Genomic DNA, 17,954 nt, shown 5'->3' on the forward strand with positions numbered 1-17,954 from the left:
GCCATTTCAGTGACTGAAACGATTTGCGCCGATTCGCGCCGCTGGTACGGGTGTAAACACGGGTGGAAATCCCATGCGCGGCGGCGCCTTTTCCGACCCGGCCTCGCGAACGCGCTGCCTATACTGCGCCGACCTTATGCAAGCCTGGCTCGACGCACTCCTCGCGCTTCTCGCGCTGCCGCAATACGGCCTCTCCACGCTGTTCATCGCCGCCTTCATCTCGGCGACGCTGCTGCCCGTGGGCTCGGAACCCGTGCTGTTCGGCCTGCTCAAGCTCAACCCCGAGCTGTTCTGGCCCGCGATCGCGGTCGCGACCGTGGGCAACACGCTCGGCGGCGCGGTCGACTGGTGGATGGGCTACGGCGCGCACAAGGTGGCCGACAAGTACTCGCACTCGAAGCACCACGTGCGCGTGCTCGGCTGGCTCGAGCGGCTCGGCCCGAAGGCCTGCCTGCTGAGCTGGCTGCCGCTGGTCGGCGATCCGCTGTGCGCGGTCGCGGGCTGGCTGCGGCTGCCGTTCTGGCCCTGCCTGGCCTACATGGCGATCGGCAAGTTCCTGCGCTACGTCACCATGACGGTGGCGCTGCTCTACGCCTTTCCGTCCTGAACGAGGAACTCAGTTGAGCAGTTCGTACGGGCCGCCGCGCTCCAGCGCCTGCTGGTAGGCGGGACGCGCATGGATGCGCGAGAGCCAGTCCATGAGCTTCGGCCGCTTCGCATCGAGCCCGCCGCGCGCATGCGCGGCCTCGACCACGAAGCTCATCTGGATGTCGGCGCCGCTGAACGCATCGCCCGCGAACCATTCGCTCTTGCCGAGCTCGGCTTCCATGTAGTTGAGATGGCTCGCGATGTTCGGCAGGATGAATGCCGACTTGGCCTTGGCGGCGATGGCCTTGGCCACCGGCTTGGCGAAGAAGGGCATCTTGCTGCTCTCGATGCGGTCGAACACCAGCTTGAGCAAGAGCGGCGACATCGCCGTGCCCTCGGCGAAGTGCAGCCAGTAGCGGTAGCGCAGCGCCTCGGGCGTGAGCGGCGCGGGCGCGAGGCGGCCCTGGCCGTAGCGCTCGATCACGGTCTCGATGATCGCGCCCGACTCGGCGAGCACGAGCCCTTCGTCGGTCGTCACCACCGGCGACTTGCCCAGCGGATGCACCGCGCGCAGCGAAGCGGGCGCCAACATGGTGTTCGGATCGCGCTGGTAGTGGACGATCTCGTAGGGCAGGCCCAGTTCTTCGAGCAGCCAGAGCACGCGCTGCGAACGCGAGTTGTTGAGGTGGTGGACGGTGAGCATGGCGAGGGTTGGAATGAAGCGAGGGCGACGGGGCGCGGCAGTCTAGCGTGACGCGCGGCAAAGCGCAGCCCTGTCAGCGCGGTCGCCTACAGGCGCGCTCGAAGCCGCTTCCTACACTGGCCGCATGACACCGACCACCACGCCTCCCCCGCCGCGCCGCATGCACGGGGGCTGGCGCGGCGCGATGTTCGCGCTGCTCTTCGCGGCGGCCGCCGTTGCCCACCGCCCGGCGCAGGCCGCGCTCGATCCCGAGGCGCTCTACCAGCATGCCTCGCCCGCGGTCTGGACCGTCAAGGGCGACCGCGGCGACAACCAGGTGACCGTGGGCAGTGCCGTGGCGGTCACGCCCACCGCGCTGGCCACCGCCTGCCACGTGGTGGACGGTGCCGCGGCCGTGACCGTGATGCAGGGACAGACCACGATCAAGATCGGCAGCATCCTGCGCGACCCCGATGCGACGCGCGACCTCTGCGTGCTGATGACCGAAACGCCGTTGCAATTGCATGCCGTCGAGATCGCGCCGGCCGACAGCCTGCGCGTGGGCCAGCGCGTGTTCGCCATCGGCAGCCCGCACGGCCTCGAGCGCACGCTCAGCGAGGGCCTGATCTCGGCGCTGCGGCCGCGCGCGCCGGGGCAGTTGCCGATCGTCCAGACCTCGGCGCCCGTGTCCTCGGGCTCGAGCGGCGGCGGCCTCTTCGACACCGACGGCCGGCTGATCGGCGTCACCGACCGCGTCTCGCCCGGCGGCTCGAACCTGGGCTTCGCCTATCCGGCGCAATGGGTGATGGAACTGCCGCAGCGCGTGATGGCCGAGCGCGAGACCTGGCGCGAGCTGCTCAAGACCGTGGGCGTGGTGCTGCAGTCGAACGGCGAGCCCGTGCCCTCGGGCCATGCCGACATCGCCGACGAAGCCGCGCTGCCGGTGGTCGGCGCCGATCCGCGGCAGATCCGCGTCGCCTACCGCCAGTTCCTGCTGCAGGCGCGGCCGCGCGCCTTCCTGATCACCAGCGACAGCCGCTTCGGCACCGCCACCAGCTCGGCCGCGCTGACCGAGCATCTCAAGGGCTGCACGCAACGCAAGGTGGTGTGCGCGGCCTACGCGGTGGACAACACAGTGGTGTGGGGCAAGCAGCAGGCGGCGCGCTGAGATCAGCGCGCAAGGACGGACGCCGCGATGCGGTGAGGGAACGGCTCCCAGCTGTCCGAGACGGTCCACACGCCATTCACCCTCGCCACGGGAAAGGCCAGCGGCTGCAGCATCGCGCCGGGAAACTCGACCTGGACATGGACCCATCCCCGGTCCCGCCGGTACAGGAGGGTCGAGACGGCGACGACATCGTCGCGCCGGCCGGCGATGGCGCAAAGACGCCGATGCACGCGCTCCCGCAGCCGCTCGCCATCGAGATCTTGCGCCCCCTCCTCTTCGAGCGGATTGACCACCTGGCCGTCGACGGCCTCGCCGAGGAACGCGATGCCCAGTGGCGGGAGCACGCCGTCCCTGCGCATGATCCGTTCGCTCGCCTGGATCGAGGCAAGCACGACCCGGGCGAAGAGCTCGTCGTTGAAGTTCGAGGCCATGGCCGTGCGCGCCGATGTCAGCCGCCGGTGCTTTCCTTGCGGATCAGCCACTGGTTGCCCGAGCGTTGCAGCTCCAGCACCTTGCGGCTCACTTCCTTGAGCTTGTCCGCGCGGTAGTTCTGCCGGAACCGGGCCGTCGCGGTCCGGTCGTTGATGCTGATCACCAGGTCTTCGAGGGTGACGCCGATGCTCGACTTGCCGGTGATGCGGACACGGCGCTCTTCTTCCCATTTGCCGCGGCTCTGGCCGCGGGCCGGCGTGAACTCCGGCGCATAGGCCGCCAGGTAGCGATCCATGTCCTGGGCCGACCAGGCCGAGGCCCAGCCGCGCACGGCGGATTCGACCTCGGCAACGGCGGCACTTGGCGCCGAAGGCATGGAAGGCGCCGAAGGTACGGTGGGCACTGGTGGCTGCGATGGCCGGATCGCGGGCTTGGCCGGCATCGTGTACATGTCCGGCGCCTCGCGCGCGATCGCATACCCCGTGAAGATCCAGTGGTTGTTCTCCATCGCGAAGCTGATTCTTTCGGAGGCCTTCCTGCCGCTGTCCAGCTCGGTGGAGAACACGACATTGGCATAGAGACCCGCGGGAAAGCCGTCCTCGTTGTCCTTGCGGTACTTGAGACGCGTCACGCTCGACCAGTCGCGGCTGGCCACCGGTCCCATCGACTGCCGCGCCTTTCTCGTGGCCTGCATGAAGGCGGTCTTGTTCATGCGGGCCTTCAGCACGTTGGAGCCCGAATCCCAGAGTTCGCTCACCCGGTCGGTGTCGGTTTTCCGAAGCACTTCGGCCGCGACGCCGAGCAATTCGTCGGACACCGCATCCGACGCCGCCGGCGCCGCGGCGGCCATTTGAAAACCCGCGGCCATGAGACATGCGGCCAGCCACCGCACGGCGATTCGATTCATTGAATTCCCCCTTTTTTATTCCCGGATGCTTGTTCGACCGGCTTGCCAGGCGGGAAATCTCGCAGCCACGCTGGCTGGAGCCCCGCGAATTTCAAATCAATCCAATTTAAAAACAATTGGATAATTTGATTTCGATTTCAATCAGAAATCGACGGATTTCAAAGGAAATCCATCCGGCAAGACGAAAAATCGCCCGGAATAATACACAAGCGGAATTTCATGATTTCCCGATCAATTCGGAGACATCCAAATTTCCGAGAAACAAATCACGCTCGCCGGTCGAACCGGTTTTGCAACAAGAAGGGAATCGGCCCGATGCGCTGGCAGGCGCGAAGCGGGAGAGGCATCGACGGGGTCGGACCCGCGACGCGGCGGCCCGGCATCCCGGCCCGCGGGCACCGGGGCCGGCCGGCCCCGATGCCGAAGCTGCCGCTGCTGCGGCTTCTTCTCAGGAACTGAAGAGGAAGTTCATCACGTCGCCATCCTTGACGACGTATTCCTTGCCTTCCGAGCGCATCTTGCCCGCGTCCTTCGCGCCCTGCTCACCCTTGAAGGCGATGTAGTCGTCGAAGCCGATGGTCTGGGCGCGGATGTAGCCCTTCTCGAAATCGGTGTGGATCACGCCGGCCGCCTGCGGGCCGGTGTCGCCGACGTGGATGGTCCAGGCGCGCACTTCCTTCACGCCGGCGGTGAAGTAGGTCTGCAGGCCCAGCAGCTTGAAGGCGGCGCGGATCAGGCGGTTGAGGCCCGGCTCGTCCTGGCCGATCTCGGCCAGGAACATCTTCTTGTCCTCGTCGTCCATCTCGGACAGGTCGGCCTCGATCTTGGCGCAGATCGCCACCACGGGCGCGTTCTGCCTGGCGGCGTACTCGCGCAGGCGGTCGAGGTAGGGGTTGTTCTCGAAGCCGTCCTCCGCCACGTTGCCCACGAACATCGCGGGCTTGGCGGTGATCAGCGTGAAGCTCTTGACCAGCGGCAGCTCTTCCTTGGTGAACTCGAGCGCGCGCACGGGCTTGTTCTCGTTGAGCGCGGCCTGGCAGCGCTCGAGCAGGCCGACCAGCTTCTGCGCGTCCTTGTCGCCCGAGCGGGCCACCTTGGTGTGGCGCTGCAGCGCCTTCTCGACCGTCGACAGGTCGGCCAGGCACAGCTCGGTCTGGATCACCTCGATGTCGGAGATCGGGTCGACCTTGCCGGCCACGTGCACCACGTTGTCGTCGTCGAAGCAGCGCACCACGTTCACCGTGGCGTCGGTCTCGCGGATGTGGGCCAGGAACTTGTTGCCCAGGCCTTCGCCCGTGCTGGCGCCGGCCACGAGGCCCGCGATGTCCACGAACTCGACGATCGCGGGCACCACGCGCTCGGGCTTGACGATGTCGGCGAGCTGGGCGAGCCGCGGATCGGGCACCTCGACGATGCCCACGTTGGGCTCGATGGTGCAGAAGGGATAGTTTTCCGCTGCGATGCCGGCCTTGGTCAGCGCATTGAAAAGGGTGGATTTACCGACGTTGGGCAGGCCGACGATGCCGCACTTCAAGCTCATGGGGGGTCCTCAGGTGAACCGGCGATTTTAGGCGAGGCGCCCCGCCCGGCGGTTCGGGCAGGCGGCTAAACAGGGCCGGCGGGTCAGGGTAAAACCCGATGAAAACCCCATAAGCAAACGTTTGCGCAAACGTTTTCGTCCAGTACCATCGGCGCCGGGCCGCCAGATCGGTCATCGTTCGTTCCAACACACCTCAGGAGACACGCACCATGAAGTTCACCCGCCGCACCGTGCAGACCGCCGCCGCCCTCGCCCTGCTGGGCACCTTCGCCGCCTCGCCGGCGCTCGCGCAGGACAAGCCCAAGGTCGCGCTGGTGATGAAGTCGCTGGCCAACGAGTTCTTCCGCACCATGGAAGACGGGGCCAAGGCGCACCAGAAGGCGAATTCGGGCAAGTACACGCTGGTGACCAACGGCATCAAGGACGAGACCGACACCGCCGCGCAGATCAAGATGGTCGAGCAGATGGTGGCGCAGAAGGTCAATGCGCTGGTGATCGCGCCGGCCGATTCGAAGGCGCTGGTGCCGGTGGTCAAGGCCGCCATCGACAAGGGCATCCTGGTGGTCAACATCGACAACCGCCTCGACGCGGCCGCGCTGAAGGAGAAGAACATCCAGGTGCCCTTCGTCGGCCCCGACAACCGCGCCGGTGCCAAGCTGGTGGGCGACTACCTGGCCAAGAGCCTGAAGTCGGGCGACAAGGTCGGGATCATCGAAGGCGTGTCGACCACCTTCAATGCGCAGCAACGCACGCTCGGCTACCAGGACGCGATGAAGGCCGCCGGCATGACCGTGACCGGCGTGCAGTCGGGCCAGTGGGAAATCGACAAGGGCAACACGGTGGCCGCCGGCATGATGCGCGAGAACCCCGACCTCAAGGCCCTGCTGGCCGGCAACGACAGCATGGCGCTGGGCGCGGTGGCGGCGGTGAAGGCCGCGGGCAAGACCGGCAAGGTGCAGGTGGTGGGCTACGACAACATCGGCGCCATCAAGCCGATGCTGGCCGACGGCCGCGTGCTCGCCACGGCCGACCAGTTCGCCGACAAGCAGGCCGTGTTCGGCATCGAGACCGCGCTGAAGGCCATCGCCGACAAGAAGAGCCAGGCCGACATGCCGGCCGAGATCAAGACCGACGTGGTGCTGGTGACCAAGGACTCGAAGAAGTAAGCACCACGCCTCCATCACCGCTGTCACACATCTCGAGAAACCACCCTTGCCGGCGCCCATGTCCGCAACCCCCGCCACGCCGCTCTTCGCGCTCCACGACATCGGCAAGGACTACGCCGCGCCGGTGCTCGACGGCGTGACCCTCACGCTGGAGGCCGGCGAGGTGCTCGCGCTGACCGGAGAGAACGGTGCCGGCAAGAGCACCCTCTCCAAGATCGTCTGCGGCCTCGTCACGCCGACGCGCGGCACGATGCTGCTGGGCGGCGCGCCGTTCCAGCCGGGCTCGCGCCGCGACGCCGAGGCGCACGGCGTGCGCATGGTGATGCAGGAACTCGGGCTGGTGCCCACGCTCACGGTGGCCGAGAACCTGCTGCTCGACCGGCTGCCGCAGCGCATGGGCTGGCTGCAGCGCGCCGAGCTGCACGCGGCCGCGCGGCTGCAACTGGCCAAGATCGGCCTCTCGCACATCGATCCGGCCGTGCCGGTCTCGCGCCTGGGCATCGGCCAGCAGCAGATGGTGGAGATCGCGCGCAACCTGCTCGACGACACCCGCGTGCTGATCCTCGACGAGCCGACCGCGATGTTGACGCCGCGCGAGACCGAGCATCTGTTCGAGCAGATCGCGCTGCTGAAGGCGCGCGGCGTGGGCATCGTCTACGTCTCGCACCGGCTCGAGGAGCTGCAGCGCATCGCCGACCGCGTGGCGGTGCTGCGCGACGGCCGGCTGGTCGACGTGCGGCCGATGGCCGGCGTGCGCGAATCCGAACTGGTCGAGCGCATGGTCGGCCGCGCGGTGCACGAGCACGACGGCCGCCCGCGCCGCGTGGCCGGCGCGCCGATGCTGAGCGCGCACGGCATCGGCCGCGGCAGCGCGGTGCGCGATGTCGACCTGCAGCTGCGCGCGGGCGAGGTGATGGGCATCGCCGGGCTCGTGGGCTCGGGCCGCACCGAGCTCGTGCGGCTGCTGTTCGGCGCCGACAAGGCCGAGCGCGGCACGATCGAACTCCACTGGCCCGGCGCGCAGCAACCGGCCGCGGGCCGCTGGCGCTCGCCGATGCAGGCGATCCGTGCCGGCATCGGCCTGGTCACCGAAGACCGCAAGTCGCAGGGCCTGCTGATGACGCAATCGATCCGCGTCAACGCCACGCTCAGCGACCTCGGCGCGGTCTCGCGCCTGGGCTGGCTGCGCGCGGCCGCCGAGCGCGGCATCGCGCGCCGGCTGGTGCAGACGCTGCGCATCCGCTCGCGCAGCGAGGAGCAGAGCGTGGCCACGCTCAGCGGCGGCAACCAGCAGAAGGTGGTGTTCGCGCGCTGGCTGCACCGCGAATGCAGGGTGCTGCTGCTCGACGAGCCGACGCGCGGCGTCGACGTGGGCGCGCGCGCCGACCTCTATGCCGAGCTCGACCGCATGGCCGAGGCCGGCAAGGCGCTGCTGATGGTGTCGAGCGACCTGCGCGAACTCATGGCCATGTGCGACCGCATCGGCGTGATGCACGCCGGCCGCCTGGTGGCGGTGTTCGAGCGCGGCGCCTGGGACCAGCAGTCGATCCTGGCCGCGGCCTTCGGCGACACCGGCCGCGCCGCGCCCGCAACCCACACCGCTCCCTCTCTCGCCGCTGCCTGAGCCTCATCCTCCTTCGCCCCATGACGACCACCACCGCTTCCGCTCCCCCCGCCGCCGGCGCCGGCTCCCTCAAGGGCCAGCTCGGCACCTACATCGGCCTGGCCGTGGTGCTGCTCGGCATGATCGCGCTGTTCGGCAGCCTCAGCGAGTACTTCCTCACGGTGGAGACCTTCGTCACCATCGCCAACGAGATCCCCGCGCTGGCCGTGATGGCCGTGGGCATGACCTTCGTGCTGATCATCGCGGGCATCGACCTCTCGGTGGGCTCGGTGCTGGCGCTCAGCGCGGCGGTGGCCGCCGCCGCCATCCTGCAATGGCACCTGCCGGTGCCGCTGGCCGCGCTGCTGGGCCTGGCCACCGGCCTGATCTGCGGCGCGATCACCGGCGCGGTGTCGGTGGCCTGGCGGCTGCCGAGCTTCATCGTCTCGCTCGGCATGCTCGAGGCCGTGCGCGGCGGCGCCTACCTGGTGACCGACTCGCGCACCCAGTACGTGGGCGACGCCATCTCGGGCCTGGCGGCGCCATGGATCGGCGGCATCTCGGCGGCCTTCGTGCTCGCGGTGGTGCTGGTGATCGTGGGCCAGCTGGTGCTGTCGCGCACCGTGTTCGGCCGCTACGTGGTGGGCATCGGCACCAACGAGGAGGCCATGCGCCTCGCGGGCATCGACCCGCGGCCGATCCGCATCGTGGTGTTCGCGGTCACCGGCCTGCTGGCCGGCCTGGCGGGGCTGATGCAGTCGGCGCGCCTCGAGGCGGCCGACCCGAACTCGGGCGTGGGCATCGAGCTGCAGGTGATCGCCGCGGTGGTGATCGGTGGCACCAGCCTGATGGGCGGGCGCGGCTCGGTGGTCAACACCTTCTTCGGCGTGCTGATCATCGCGGTGCTCGAGGCCGGCCTGGCGCAGGTCGGCGCCAGCGAGCCGAGCAAGCGCATCATCACCGGCGCGGTGATCGTGGTTGCGGTGATCATCGACACCCTGCGCCAGCGCCGCGCCGACCGCCGGCTGGCCTGACGCTCCCCTCCCCACGAAGCAGCACCCCGCAACAGGAACACCCAGGCCATGGCCACCATCAAGGACGTCGCACTGCGCGCGGGCGTGTCGGTCACCACCGTCTCGCACGTGGTCAACGACACGCGCCACGTCAGCGCCAAGGGCCGCGAGCGCGTCGAGCTCGCGATCCGCGAACTCGGCTACGTGCCCAACGCGATGGCGCGCAGCCTCAAGAGCAACACCACCTCGACGCTCGGGATGCTGATCCCGAACAGCTCGAACCCCTACTTCGCCGAGATCGTGCGCATCATCGAGGACCGCTGCTTCGGCGCCGGCTACACGCTGGTGCTGTGCAACACCGACGACGAGCCGCACCGCCAGAGCGTGTACCTGCAGGTGCTGGCCGAGCGTCGCATCGACGGGCTGATCGTGGTGTCGACCGGCGACGACGACACGCTGGCCCGGCAGCTCAACGGCCTCAAGGTGCCGACCGTGCTGCTCGACCGCGAGATCGCCGACCCGCACTGCGACCTGGTCGAGACCGCCCACATGCAGGGCGGCCTGCTCGCGGTGCGCCATCTGCTGTCGCTGGGCCACCGCCGCATCGCCTGCATCGGCGGGCCGCAGGGCGTGTCGCCGAGCGAGCAACGCATCGCGGGCTGGCGCATGGCGCTGGCCGAGAGCGGCCACGGCACCGGCGACGCCGACGCGCTGCTGTGGCGCGGCGGCTTCACCAGCCAGGGCGGCTACGAGGCGATGCACGCCATCCTGCGCGCCGGCACCAACGACATTCCCTCGGCGGTCTTCGTCTGCAACGACCTGATGGCGATCGGCGCGCTGCGCGCTGCGCACGAGAGCGGCGTGCGGGTGCCCGACGAGCTCTCGATCGTCGGCTTCGACGACATCGAACTCTCGGCCTACACCAGCCCGCCGCTCACCACCGTGGCCCAGCCCAAGGAGCGCATCGGCGCGCTGGCGGTCGACATGCTGCTCGAGCGCGTGGGCGGCCGCCGCCGCGATGCGCGCAAGGTGGTGCTGCAGCCCGAGCTGCACGTGCGCGCCTCGACCGCGCGCTATTCCGGAGCGCCCGCGGCTGTACCGGTATCCGTCCCCTCTTCCGCCGACACCCGAAAGTCCCGCACCCCGTGAGCCCGACGTCTTCCTCCCGCCCCGCGGCACCGCGCATCGTGGTGCTCGGCAGCCTCAACATGGACCTGGTGCTGCGCGTGCCGCATGCGCCCGCCGCGGGCGAGACCCTGCTGGGCCGCTCCTTCGCCACCATCCCCGGCGGCAAGGGCGCCAACCAGGCCGTGAGCTGCGCGCGCGAGGGCGCGCAGGTGCGCATGATCGGCTGCGTGGGCGACGACGACCACGGCCGCGCGCTGCGCCAGGCGCTCGAACGCGACGGCATCGACACCGAGGCCCTGCGCACCGATGCCGCCGAACCCACGGGCACCGCGCTGATCATGGTCGAGGACAGCGGCCAGAACCGCATCGTGATGATCGCGGGCGCGAATGCCGGCGTCGACCTCGACGCGGCGGACCTGCGCACCCGGCTCGCGGGCGCGGCCTTCCTCGTGACCCAGTTCGAGACCCCGATGGCGCAGGTCGAGCGCGCGATCGCGGTGGCGCACGAGGCCGGCTGCAAGGTGCTGCTCAATCCCTCGCCGGTGCAGGCCATCGCCGAGCCCCTGTGGCCGAAGATCGACACGCTGGTGGTCAACGAGATCGAGGCGCGCACGCTCAGCGGCCTGGGCGCCGACAGCCCGCAGGAGGCCGCGGCCGCCGGGCAGGCGATGCGCGCGCGCGGCATCGCGCGCGTGGTGGTCACGCTCGGCGCGCGCGGCGCGGTGGCGGTCGATGCCGACGGCGCGCGCCACCATCCGGCGCTGGTGGTGCAGGCGGTCGACACCACGGCCGCCGGCGACACCTTCCTCGGCGCGCTCGCCACCGCGCTCGGCGAGGGCCAGTCCTTCGACGAGGCCGTGCGCCTGGGCATCCGCGCCGCCGCGCTGTGCATCCAGCAGCCCGGCGCCCAGCCTTCCATCCCGCAGCGCGAGGCCGTGCTGCGCAGCCCCCTGCCTCCCGACTGGATTCCGCTGTGAAACGTACCGCCCTGCTGCACTCCGAACTGTCCCAGGTCATCGCCACCATGGGCCATGGCGACATGCTCGTGATCGGCGATGCCGGCCTGCCCATTCCCGACGGCCCGCGCCGCATCGACCTCGCGCTCACGCCCGGCGTGCCGCGCGTGGCCGAGGTGCTGAAGGCGGTGCTGAGCGAACTGCAGGTCGAGCGCGCGCTGCTCGCGCGCGAGGCGGTCGAGGGCCGCGCCACGGGCGAACTGCCCGAATGGTGCGCGGGGCAGCTCGCGGTCGTGCCCGAGACGGTGTCGCACGAGGAGCTGAAACGCCTGAGCGCGCGTGCCAAGGCAGTCGTACGCACGGGCGAATGCACGCCCTACGCGAACATCATCCTGTGCGCGGGCGTGACCTTCTAGCCGTTCATTCGAACTTGTAGTTCGCTCCCACCGGCTGCCCGACCTTGAGCATCTGCTCCACGCCCTGGATCACGATGCAGTTCATGCCGAAGGTGATGGCGCCGTCGACGCGCGGGTCGGCGCGGTAGGTGCGCAGCGTGTCGTTGACCTCGGGGCTGCTGAGCGCGGTGGCCGGGTCGATGTCGGGAATGGGGCAGCGGGAGCAGGGCTTGACCAGCTGCAGCTGCGCGCCGTCCGCCGAACCGTCGGCGCCGCTGGCCACGTGCAGCATCTCGACGCGGTCCTCATCGTGCGACTCGATGCCGGCCAGCACGATGTTGGGCCGGAAGCGCTCGATGCCCACCGGGCCATGGCCGTCGCGCGCCAGCCGCTCGTTGAGCTCGGCCAGCGAGCCCTCGCTGGCCACCAGCAGCGCATAGCCGTCGGCGAACTGGGTCTGGGCCTCGATGCCGCCGGTCCACTTGAGGCTCGACAGCCGCTTGACCTCGGGATCGAAGCGCACCAGCCGCAGCTTCCGCGGCTTGCCGGGCTCGGAGAGGAAGTCGCTGAACCACTGGGCCGCGATATCGCCCATGTCGTAGGCATCGACCTCGTCCTTCCAGACCCGCACCCGCATCGGCTGCTCGACCCGGTCGAAGGCCAGGTGCAGCGCCAGCATGCCGGGCGCGCGCAGCACCACCTCGGTGTGCTTCATCTGCGGCTTGATCAGCGCCATGCGCGGCAGCTGCCGCTGCGTGACGAACTCGCCCTCTTCGTCGACCACCATCCAGGCCCGGTCGAACTCGAGGCCGGTCTCGGTCAGCAGCGCTTCGGGCAGCTCGACGCCGGCGCAGGACTTGACGGGGTACACGAACAGGCGCGCGATGGTGGCCTGGAGATCGAAATCTGTCACGGGGGCTCCTCGGATGGGGGCTCGATTGTCCTCGCTCCGGGCATACCCCCAATGGCCGGTTTCCCCACGGGGTCGGCCGCGGGAGCCTCCTCCTACAATGCCGCGATGGCCCTCCCCCCCGAAGTCTGTATCCGCGGCGCCGGCATCGTCGGCCGCACGCTGGCCCTGCTGCTCGCGCGCGAACGCGTGCGCGTGGCGCTGGTGGCGCCGCCCGCCGCCGCCGAGCGGGAAGACGTCCGCGCCTATGCGCTCAACGCCGCCTCGCGCGAGCTGCTGGCCTCGCTGCGCGCCTGGCCCGAGGGCATCAGCGCCACGCCGGTGCGCGAGATGGTGGTCGACGGCGACGAGGGTGGCCGCGTGCAGTTCAGCGCCGCGCGCCAGAAGGTCGAGGCGCTGGCCTGGATCGTCGACGTGCCGGCGCTCGAGAAGCAGCTGGCCGACGCGGTGCGCTTCCAGCCCCAGATCGAGGTGGTGAGCGAACCGGTCACCGCGCCGCTCACCGTGGTCTGCGAAGGCAAGACCAGCGCCACGCGCGAAGCGCTCGGCGTGAGCTACGCGGTCACGCGCTATCCGCAGCATGCGATCGCGGCACGGCTCGAGGCCGAGCAGTCGCACGAGGGCACGGCGCGCCAGTGGTTCAACGACAAGGGCGAGGTGTTCGCGCTGCTGCCGCTCGACGGCGTGCACGGCCGCCGGCTGGCGCTGGTGTGGTCGGTCGACCAGCTGCGCGCGCCGGCGCTGCTCGCGCAATCGGCCGAAGAATTCAATGCCGCCGTGACCGAGGCCAGCCACCAGGCCTTCGGCGCGCTGCGGCTGGCGAGCGAGCGCGCCGCCTGGCCGCTGGCTCGCGCCATCGCCGACCGCTGGACCGGCACCCTGCCTGCCTCCGCACAGACTGCGGCGCAAACCAGCGGCCAGCCGCCGCGCACCTGGGCATTGGCCGGCGACGCGGCCCACACCGTGCATCCGCTCGCGGGCCAGGGCCTGAACCTCGGCCTGGCCGACGCGGCCGCGCTGGCCGCCGTCATCAAGGAGCGCGACTACTGGCGCAGCGTGGGCGATCCGCGCCTGCTGCGCCGCTACGAACGCGCGCGCCGCACCGAGGTGCTGCAGATGAGCCTGGCCACCGACGGGCTGCAGCAACTCTTCTCGCACGGCCTGGGCCCGCTGCCCGCGCTGCGCAACTGGGGCATGCGCGGTTTCGACCGCACGCGCCTGGTCAAGCACTGGGTCACGCGGCAGGCCATGGGCCTGAAAGCCTGACGCCGCACGATCCGAACAACGACTCCCTCGAACCCATGAAGACACTCGCACGCCACCTGCTTCCCGCCGCCTTCGCGTCGCTCGCGATCCTCGCGGCCTTCGGCGCCCATGCCGGCGAAGCCGAGATCCGCAAGAACCTCAAGGAACGCATCCCGCAGTTCCCGGCCATCGAGGAAATCACCAAGACGCCGATGCCCGGCCTCTACGAAGTGCGCGTCAACGGCGCGCAGATCTACTACACCGACGAGCAGGGCAACTACCTGCTCGAGGGCAACATGATCGACGTGAACGCGCGCCGCAACCTCACCGAGGAACGCGTGGCGAAGCTGTCGGAGGTGGCCTTCGACAAGCTGCCCGTGAAGGACGCGATCAAGATCGTGCGCGGCAACGGCAAGCGCAAGCTCGCGGTCTTCGAGGATCCGAACTGCGGCTACTGCAAGCGCTTCGAGAAGGACATGAAGTCGGTCGACAACGTCACCGTCTACCTGTTCCTCTATCCGGTGCTGGGTCCCGATTCGACCGTCAAGTCGCGCGACATCTGGTGCAGCAAGGACAAGGGCAAGGCCTGGAGCGACTGGATGGAATCGGGCACCCGGCCGGCCACCGCCCCCGGCAGCTGCGACGTGACCGCGCTGCAGCGCAACGTCGAGTTCGGCCGCCGCTACAACATCACCGGCACGCCGACCCTGATCTACAGCAACGGCACCCGCACCCCGGGCGCCGTGCCCGCCGAGCAGGTCGAGAAGCAACTCGCCGCCTCCGCCAGCTGATGGCGACGAAGTCCCCCTCGCGGCGCGCGGCCGCGGCGCCCGCGGCCGTGGCCGCGCCCGGCGTGCACTACCGCGTGGAATGCGCCGACCTGCATGCGCGCCTGTTCGAGGTCACGCTCACCATCGATCGCCCCGCGGCCGAGCAGCAGCTGACCTTGCCGGTGTGGATCCCGGGCAGCTACCTCGTGCGCGAGTTCGCCAAGAACCTGCAGGGGCTGCAGGCCTCGCAGGGCCGGCGCAAGGCACCGGTGCTGACGCAGCTCGACAAGTGCAGCTGGCGCGTCGAATGCGCGGCCGGCCAGCCGCTGGTGCTGCGCTACAAGGTCTGCGCCTACGACAACTCGGTGCGCACCGCCTGGCTCGATGCCGAGCGCGGCTTCTTCAACGGCACCAGCCTGTGCCTGCGGGTCGAGGGCCAGACCGATGCGCCGCATGCGCTCGAGATCGTCGCACCCGCCGCCTCGGCGCTGCCCGAGGGCGCCGCGCCCTGGTCCTGCGCCACCGCGCTGCCGCCGCTGAAGACCGACCGCCACGGCTTCGGCCGCTACCTCGCGGCCGACTACGACGAGCTGGCCGACAGCCCGGTCGAGCTCGGCGCCTTCTGGAGCGGCGAGTTCGAGGCCGGCGGCGTGCCGCACCGCTTCGTGGTCGCGGGCGCCGCGGCCTCGTTCGACGGCGAGCGGCTGCTGGCCGATACGAAGGCCATCTGCGAAGCCGAGATGCGCTTCTGGCACGGCGACAAGGTCGGCAAGCGCGGCGGAGCGAAGCCGCCGATCGACCGCTATGTGTTCATGCTCAACGCGGTCGACGACGGCTACGGCGGCCTCGAGCACCGCCATTCGACGGCGCTGATCTGCAACCGCCGCGACCTGCCGCAGCTCGGCATGAAGAAGGCCGCAGACGGCTACGTCACGCTGCTGGGCCTGATCAGCCACGAGTACTTCCACACCTGGAACGTGAAGCGGCTGCGGCCCGCCGAGTTCGCGCGCTACGACTACGGCCGCGAGAACTACACGAAGCTGCTGTGGTTCTTCGAGGGCTTCACCAGCTACTACGACGACCTGCTGCTGCGCCGCGCCGGACTGATCGACGACGCGGCCTACCTGCGGCTGGTCAACAAGACCATCAACCAGGTGCAGCAGACGCCGGGGCGCCAGGTGCAGTCGGTGGCCGACGCGAGCTTCGACGCCTGGGTCAAGTACTACCGCCAGGACGAGCAGACGCCCAACGGCACCGTCAGCTACTACACCAAGGGCGCGCTGGTCGCGCTGTGCCTCGACCTCAAGCTGCGCGCCGAGGGCCGCGGCTCGCTCGACGACGCGATGCGCCACCTGTGGAGCGCGAGCGGCGGCGGGCCGGTGAGCGAAGCCGATATCGCGGCCGCGCTCGAGGCCGCGGGCGGCCGCTCGTACGCGGCCGAGCTCGCGGCGTGGGTGCACTCGACCGCCGAGCTGCCGCTGTCCGAGCTGCTGCGCCTGCACGGCGTGGCCACGCTCGACGACCCCTCGCAGCCCGCGCAGACGCTGGGCCTGCGCGTGGCGGAAAGCGGCGGCAGCGTGCAGGTCAAGGTGGTGCTGCGCGGCGGCGCGGCCGAGAAGGCCGGCTTCGCGGCCGGCGACGAATGGATCGGCATCGAGCTGCCGGCCGCGGGACGCAAGAGCGCGCAGGGCTGGCGCATCGGCCGGCTCGACGATCTCGCGCTCTACCTCGGCGCGGGCAAGCGCTGCACCGCGCTGGTCGCGCGCGACCGCAAGCTGGTGAAGCTGCCGCTGGTGCTGCCCACGGGGGTCACGACCTGGCGCCTGCTCGCGCAGGACACGGGCCGGGTCTCGAAGTGGCTGGCGCCGGTGGCGATCGCGGCGACGAAGGCTTAGCCCGCGGGCAAGGCCCGTTCGGCCGCGGCCTCCTCGGCCGTCTCGCGGCGCACGAAATGGATGGGCTGCGGCTCGCCCACCATCACGCAGGGCTTGCCGGTGCGGCGGCAATGGTCCTGCACGCGCCAGCAGGCATCGTGGCTCAGGCAGCCGGTCTGGCAGATGACGAGGTCGGCCGCGCGCAGGCTGGCCTCGAACGCGGGATCGTCGGTGCCGTCCGCGCCTTCGAGGTGCAGGAAGCGGCCGCCCGCGATCTCGACCAGCTGGCGCGCGAGAGACGGCGTGCGCTCGTCGCCGCCCACGCAGAGCACGGACTTCTCGCGCAGGTCGGCGGGCACCGGTGCCTGCACCGGAACGGCCAGGCGGCGCGCGGCGCCCGGTGCGAGCAGCGCATGCAGCCGCTTGGGCAGGGCCGCGCCGACGGCCGCGAGCGCGGCCAGCTCCTCGCGCACCATCGCCATCGCCGAATCGCGCGCCACCAGCGCGCCACGCAGGCGCACGATCTGCGCCTCCAGCCGCTCCACCAGCGCGGCCTGCTCGGCCAGCAGCTGCGAGCAGCGCTCCTGCACGCGGGCATAGGCCCGCAGCAACACGGCATGTTCTTGCATCGGGAACTCCATGGCCGCGGATTCTAGTTGAGAACAATTCTCAACAAAGCCATGCAGCAGGAAGGGCGAAGGCACCGGCCAGCAGCCCTGTGCCACGGTGGCGCACGGCACGGTGGGTATAGTGAAGCGCGTTTTTCTTCCCTTCCCCGGAGACACCATGAGCTACGAGAACATCGAAGTGCGGACCGAAGCTGGCAAGGTCGGCATCATCACCCTCAACCGCCCGAAGGCGCTCAACGCGCTCAACGACGCGCTGATGACCGAGCTGGGCCAGGCCCTGAAGGCCTTCGACGCCGACGACGCCATCGGCTGCATCATCCTCACCGGCAGCGAGCGCGCCTTCGCGGCCGGCGCCGACATCGCGGCGATGGCCAAGTACAGCTTCATCGACACCTACAAGGGCGACTACATCACGCGCAACTGGGAGACCATCCGCTCGATCCGCAAGCCGGTGATCGGCGCCGTGGCCGGCTTCGCGCTCGGCGGCGGCTGCGAGCTCGCGATGATGTGCGACTTCATCATCGCGGCCGACAACGCCAAGTTCGGCCAGCCCGAGATCAAGATCGGCGTGATCCCCGGCGCCGGCGGCACGCAGCGCCTGCCGCGCGCGGTGGGCAAGAGCAAGGCCATGGACATGGTGCTGACCGCCCGCATGATGGACGCCGCCGAAGCCGAGCGCTCGGGCCTCGTGAGCCGCGTGGTGCCGTTCGAGAAGCTGGCCGACGAGGCGCTGGGCGCCGCGCTGGTGATCTGCGGCTTCTCGCAGATCTCGGTGATCGCGGCCAAGGAGTCGGTCAACCGCGCCTTCGAGAGCGGCCTGAGCGACGGCGTGATGTTCGAGCGCCGGCTGTTCCATGCGCTGTTCGCGACGCAGGACCAGAAGGAAGGCATGGACGCCTTCCTGACCAAGCGCCAGCCGGACTTCAAGAACGCCTGAGGGCGGGCGGG

18 protein-coding genes are annotated in these 17,954 nt (G+C 69.9%); 12 read left to right on the forward strand and 6 right to left on the reverse strand.

Annotation, left to right across the window (positions count from 1 at the left end; genetic code table 11):
* The first annotated feature begins 136 nt into the window (after window positions 1-136).
* Complete coding sequence (locus ACODT0_RS07030) at window positions 137-607, forward strand: YqaA family protein (protein WP_489040937.1); 471 nt, start codon at window positions 137-139, stop codon at window positions 605-607.
* A 9-nt stretch (window positions 608-616) separates the two neighbouring features.
* On the opposite strand, the gene ACODT0_RS07035 is transcribed toward ACODT0_RS07030, so the two are convergent.
* Window positions 617-1,291, reverse strand: a complete 675-nt coding sequence (locus tag ACODT0_RS07035) for a glutathione S-transferase family protein (protein ID WP_489040938.1) — start codon at window positions 1,289-1,291, stop codon at window positions 617-619.
* A gap of 124 nt (window positions 1,292-1,415) precedes the next feature.
* On the opposite strand from ACODT0_RS07035, the gene ACODT0_RS07040 reads away from it, so the two are divergent.
* Window positions 1,416-2,438, forward strand: coding sequence for a trypsin-like peptidase domain-containing protein (locus tag ACODT0_RS07040; RefSeq protein ID WP_489040939.1), 1,023 nt, complete (start codon window positions 1,416-1,418; stop codon window positions 2,436-2,438).
* A gap of 2 nt (window positions 2,439-2,440) precedes the next feature.
* Here the strand turns inward: ACODT0_RS07040 and ACODT0_RS07045 are convergent, their stop codons facing one another.
* From ACODT0_RS07045 to ychF, 3 genes are all read right to left on the reverse strand, one after another.
* Window positions 2,441-2,869: a hypothetical protein gene (locus tag ACODT0_RS07045; RefSeq protein ID WP_489040940.1), complete on the reverse strand. Its 429-nt coding sequence runs from the start codon at window positions 2,867-2,869 to the stop codon at window positions 2,441-2,443.
* Window positions 2,870-2,886: 17 nt separating this feature from the next.
* A complete protein-coding gene (locus ACODT0_RS07050; protein WP_489040941.1) occupies window positions 2,887-3,777 on the reverse strand; it encodes a DUF4019 domain-containing protein in 891 nt (296 codons plus the stop codon).
* Between the two features lie 448 nt (window positions 3,778-4,225).
* Window positions 4,226-5,317, reverse strand: a complete 1,092-nt coding sequence (gene ychF / locus ACODT0_RS07055; protein WP_057590805.1) for a redox-regulated ATPase YchF — start codon at window positions 5,315-5,317, stop codon at window positions 4,226-4,228.
* Window positions 5,318-5,526: 209 nt separating this feature from the next.
* Here ychF and ACODT0_RS07060 point away from each other — a divergent pair, with 209 nt between their 5' ends.
* Genes ACODT0_RS07060 through rbsD form a run of 6 tightly spaced genes read left to right on the forward strand, consistent with a single transcriptional unit; the run spans window position 5,527 to window position 11,599 of the window.
* Window positions 5,527-6,483: a sugar ABC transporter substrate-binding protein gene (locus ACODT0_RS07060; protein ID WP_057590804.1), complete on the forward strand. Its 957-nt coding sequence runs from the start codon at window positions 5,527-5,529 to the stop codon at window positions 6,481-6,483.
* A 58-nt stretch (window positions 6,484-6,541) separates the two neighbouring features.
* Window positions 6,542-8,107 (forward strand): sugar ABC transporter ATP-binding protein, encoded by a 1,566-nt coding sequence (locus ACODT0_RS07065; RefSeq protein WP_489040942.1) that lies wholly within the window; start codon window positions 6,542-6,544, stop codon window positions 8,105-8,107.
* Window positions 8,108-8,127: 20 nt separating this feature from the next.
* Window positions 8,128-9,120 carry an ABC transporter permease gene (locus ACODT0_RS07070; RefSeq protein WP_296735296.1) on the forward strand — a complete coding sequence of 331 codons (993 nt, stop codon included), beginning with the start codon at window positions 8,128-8,130 and terminating at the stop codon, window positions 9,118-9,120.
* 48 nt (window positions 9,121-9,168) lie between these two features.
* Window positions 9,169-10,248 carry a LacI family DNA-binding transcriptional regulator gene (locus ACODT0_RS07075; RefSeq protein ID WP_413762294.1) on the forward strand — a complete coding sequence of 360 codons (1,080 nt, stop codon included), beginning with the start codon at window positions 9,169-9,171 and terminating at the stop codon, window positions 10,246-10,248.
* The gene (rbsK, locus tag ACODT0_RS07080; RefSeq protein ID WP_261211528.1) at window positions 10,245-11,204 is read left to right on the forward strand and encodes a ribokinase; all 960 of its coding nucleotides are present in this window, start codon (window positions 10,245-10,247) and stop codon (window positions 11,202-11,204) included. Before ACODT0_RS07075 ends, rbsK begins: the two co-directional genes overlap by 4 nt.
* Window positions 11,201-11,599 (forward strand): D-ribose pyranase, encoded by a 399-nt coding sequence (gene rbsD / locus ACODT0_RS07085; protein ID WP_209543692.1) that lies wholly within the window; start codon window positions 11,201-11,203, stop codon window positions 11,597-11,599. Before rbsK ends, rbsD begins: the two co-directional genes overlap by 4 nt.
* A 4-nt stretch (window positions 11,600-11,603) precedes the next feature.
* Here the strand turns inward: rbsD and ACODT0_RS07090 are convergent, their stop codons facing one another.
* Window positions 11,604-12,491 (reverse strand): MOSC domain-containing protein, encoded by an 888-nt coding sequence (locus ACODT0_RS07090; protein ID WP_489040943.1) that lies wholly within the window; start codon window positions 12,489-12,491, stop codon window positions 11,604-11,606.
* A 105-nt stretch (window positions 12,492-12,596) separates the two neighbouring features.
* On the opposite strand from ACODT0_RS07090, the gene ACODT0_RS07095 reads away from it, so the two are divergent.
* From ACODT0_RS07095 to ACODT0_RS07105, 3 genes are read left to right on the forward strand one after another with little or no spacing between them, the layout of a single operon-like run.
* Entirely contained in the window at window positions 12,597-13,754 is a 1,158-nt protein-coding gene (locus ACODT0_RS07095) for an FAD-dependent monooxygenase (RefSeq protein WP_489040944.1), read from the forward strand.
* Between the two features lie 35 nt (window positions 13,755-13,789).
* Window positions 13,790-14,524 (forward strand): DsbC family protein, encoded by a 735-nt coding sequence (locus tag ACODT0_RS07100; protein ID WP_261211534.1) that lies wholly within the window; start codon window positions 13,790-13,792, stop codon window positions 14,522-14,524.
* On the forward strand, window positions 14,524-16,398 hold the full coding sequence (locus ACODT0_RS07105) for a M61 family metallopeptidase (RefSeq protein ID WP_413762292.1): 1,875 nt from the start codon (window positions 14,524-14,526) through the stop codon (window positions 16,396-16,398). Before ACODT0_RS07100 ends, ACODT0_RS07105 begins: the two co-directional genes overlap by 1 nt.
* Here the strand turns inward: ACODT0_RS07105 and ACODT0_RS07110 are convergent.
* A complete protein-coding gene (locus ACODT0_RS07110) occupies window positions 16,395-17,006 on the reverse strand; it encodes a DUF2325 domain-containing protein (RefSeq protein WP_489040945.1) in 612 nt (203 codons plus the stop codon). The genes ACODT0_RS07105 and ACODT0_RS07110 overlap by 4 nt on opposite strands.
* A 157-nt stretch (window positions 17,007-17,163) precedes the next feature.
* Between ACODT0_RS07110 and ACODT0_RS07115 the strand changes: the two genes are divergently transcribed.
* Window positions 17,164-17,943: an enoyl-CoA hydratase gene (locus ACODT0_RS07115; RefSeq protein WP_489040946.1), complete on the forward strand. Its 780-nt coding sequence runs from the start codon at window positions 17,164-17,166 to the stop codon at window positions 17,941-17,943.
* The last annotated feature ends 11 nt before the right edge of the window (window positions 17,944-17,954 follow it).

The organism is Variovorax sp. FG153, from assembly GCF_057809595.1.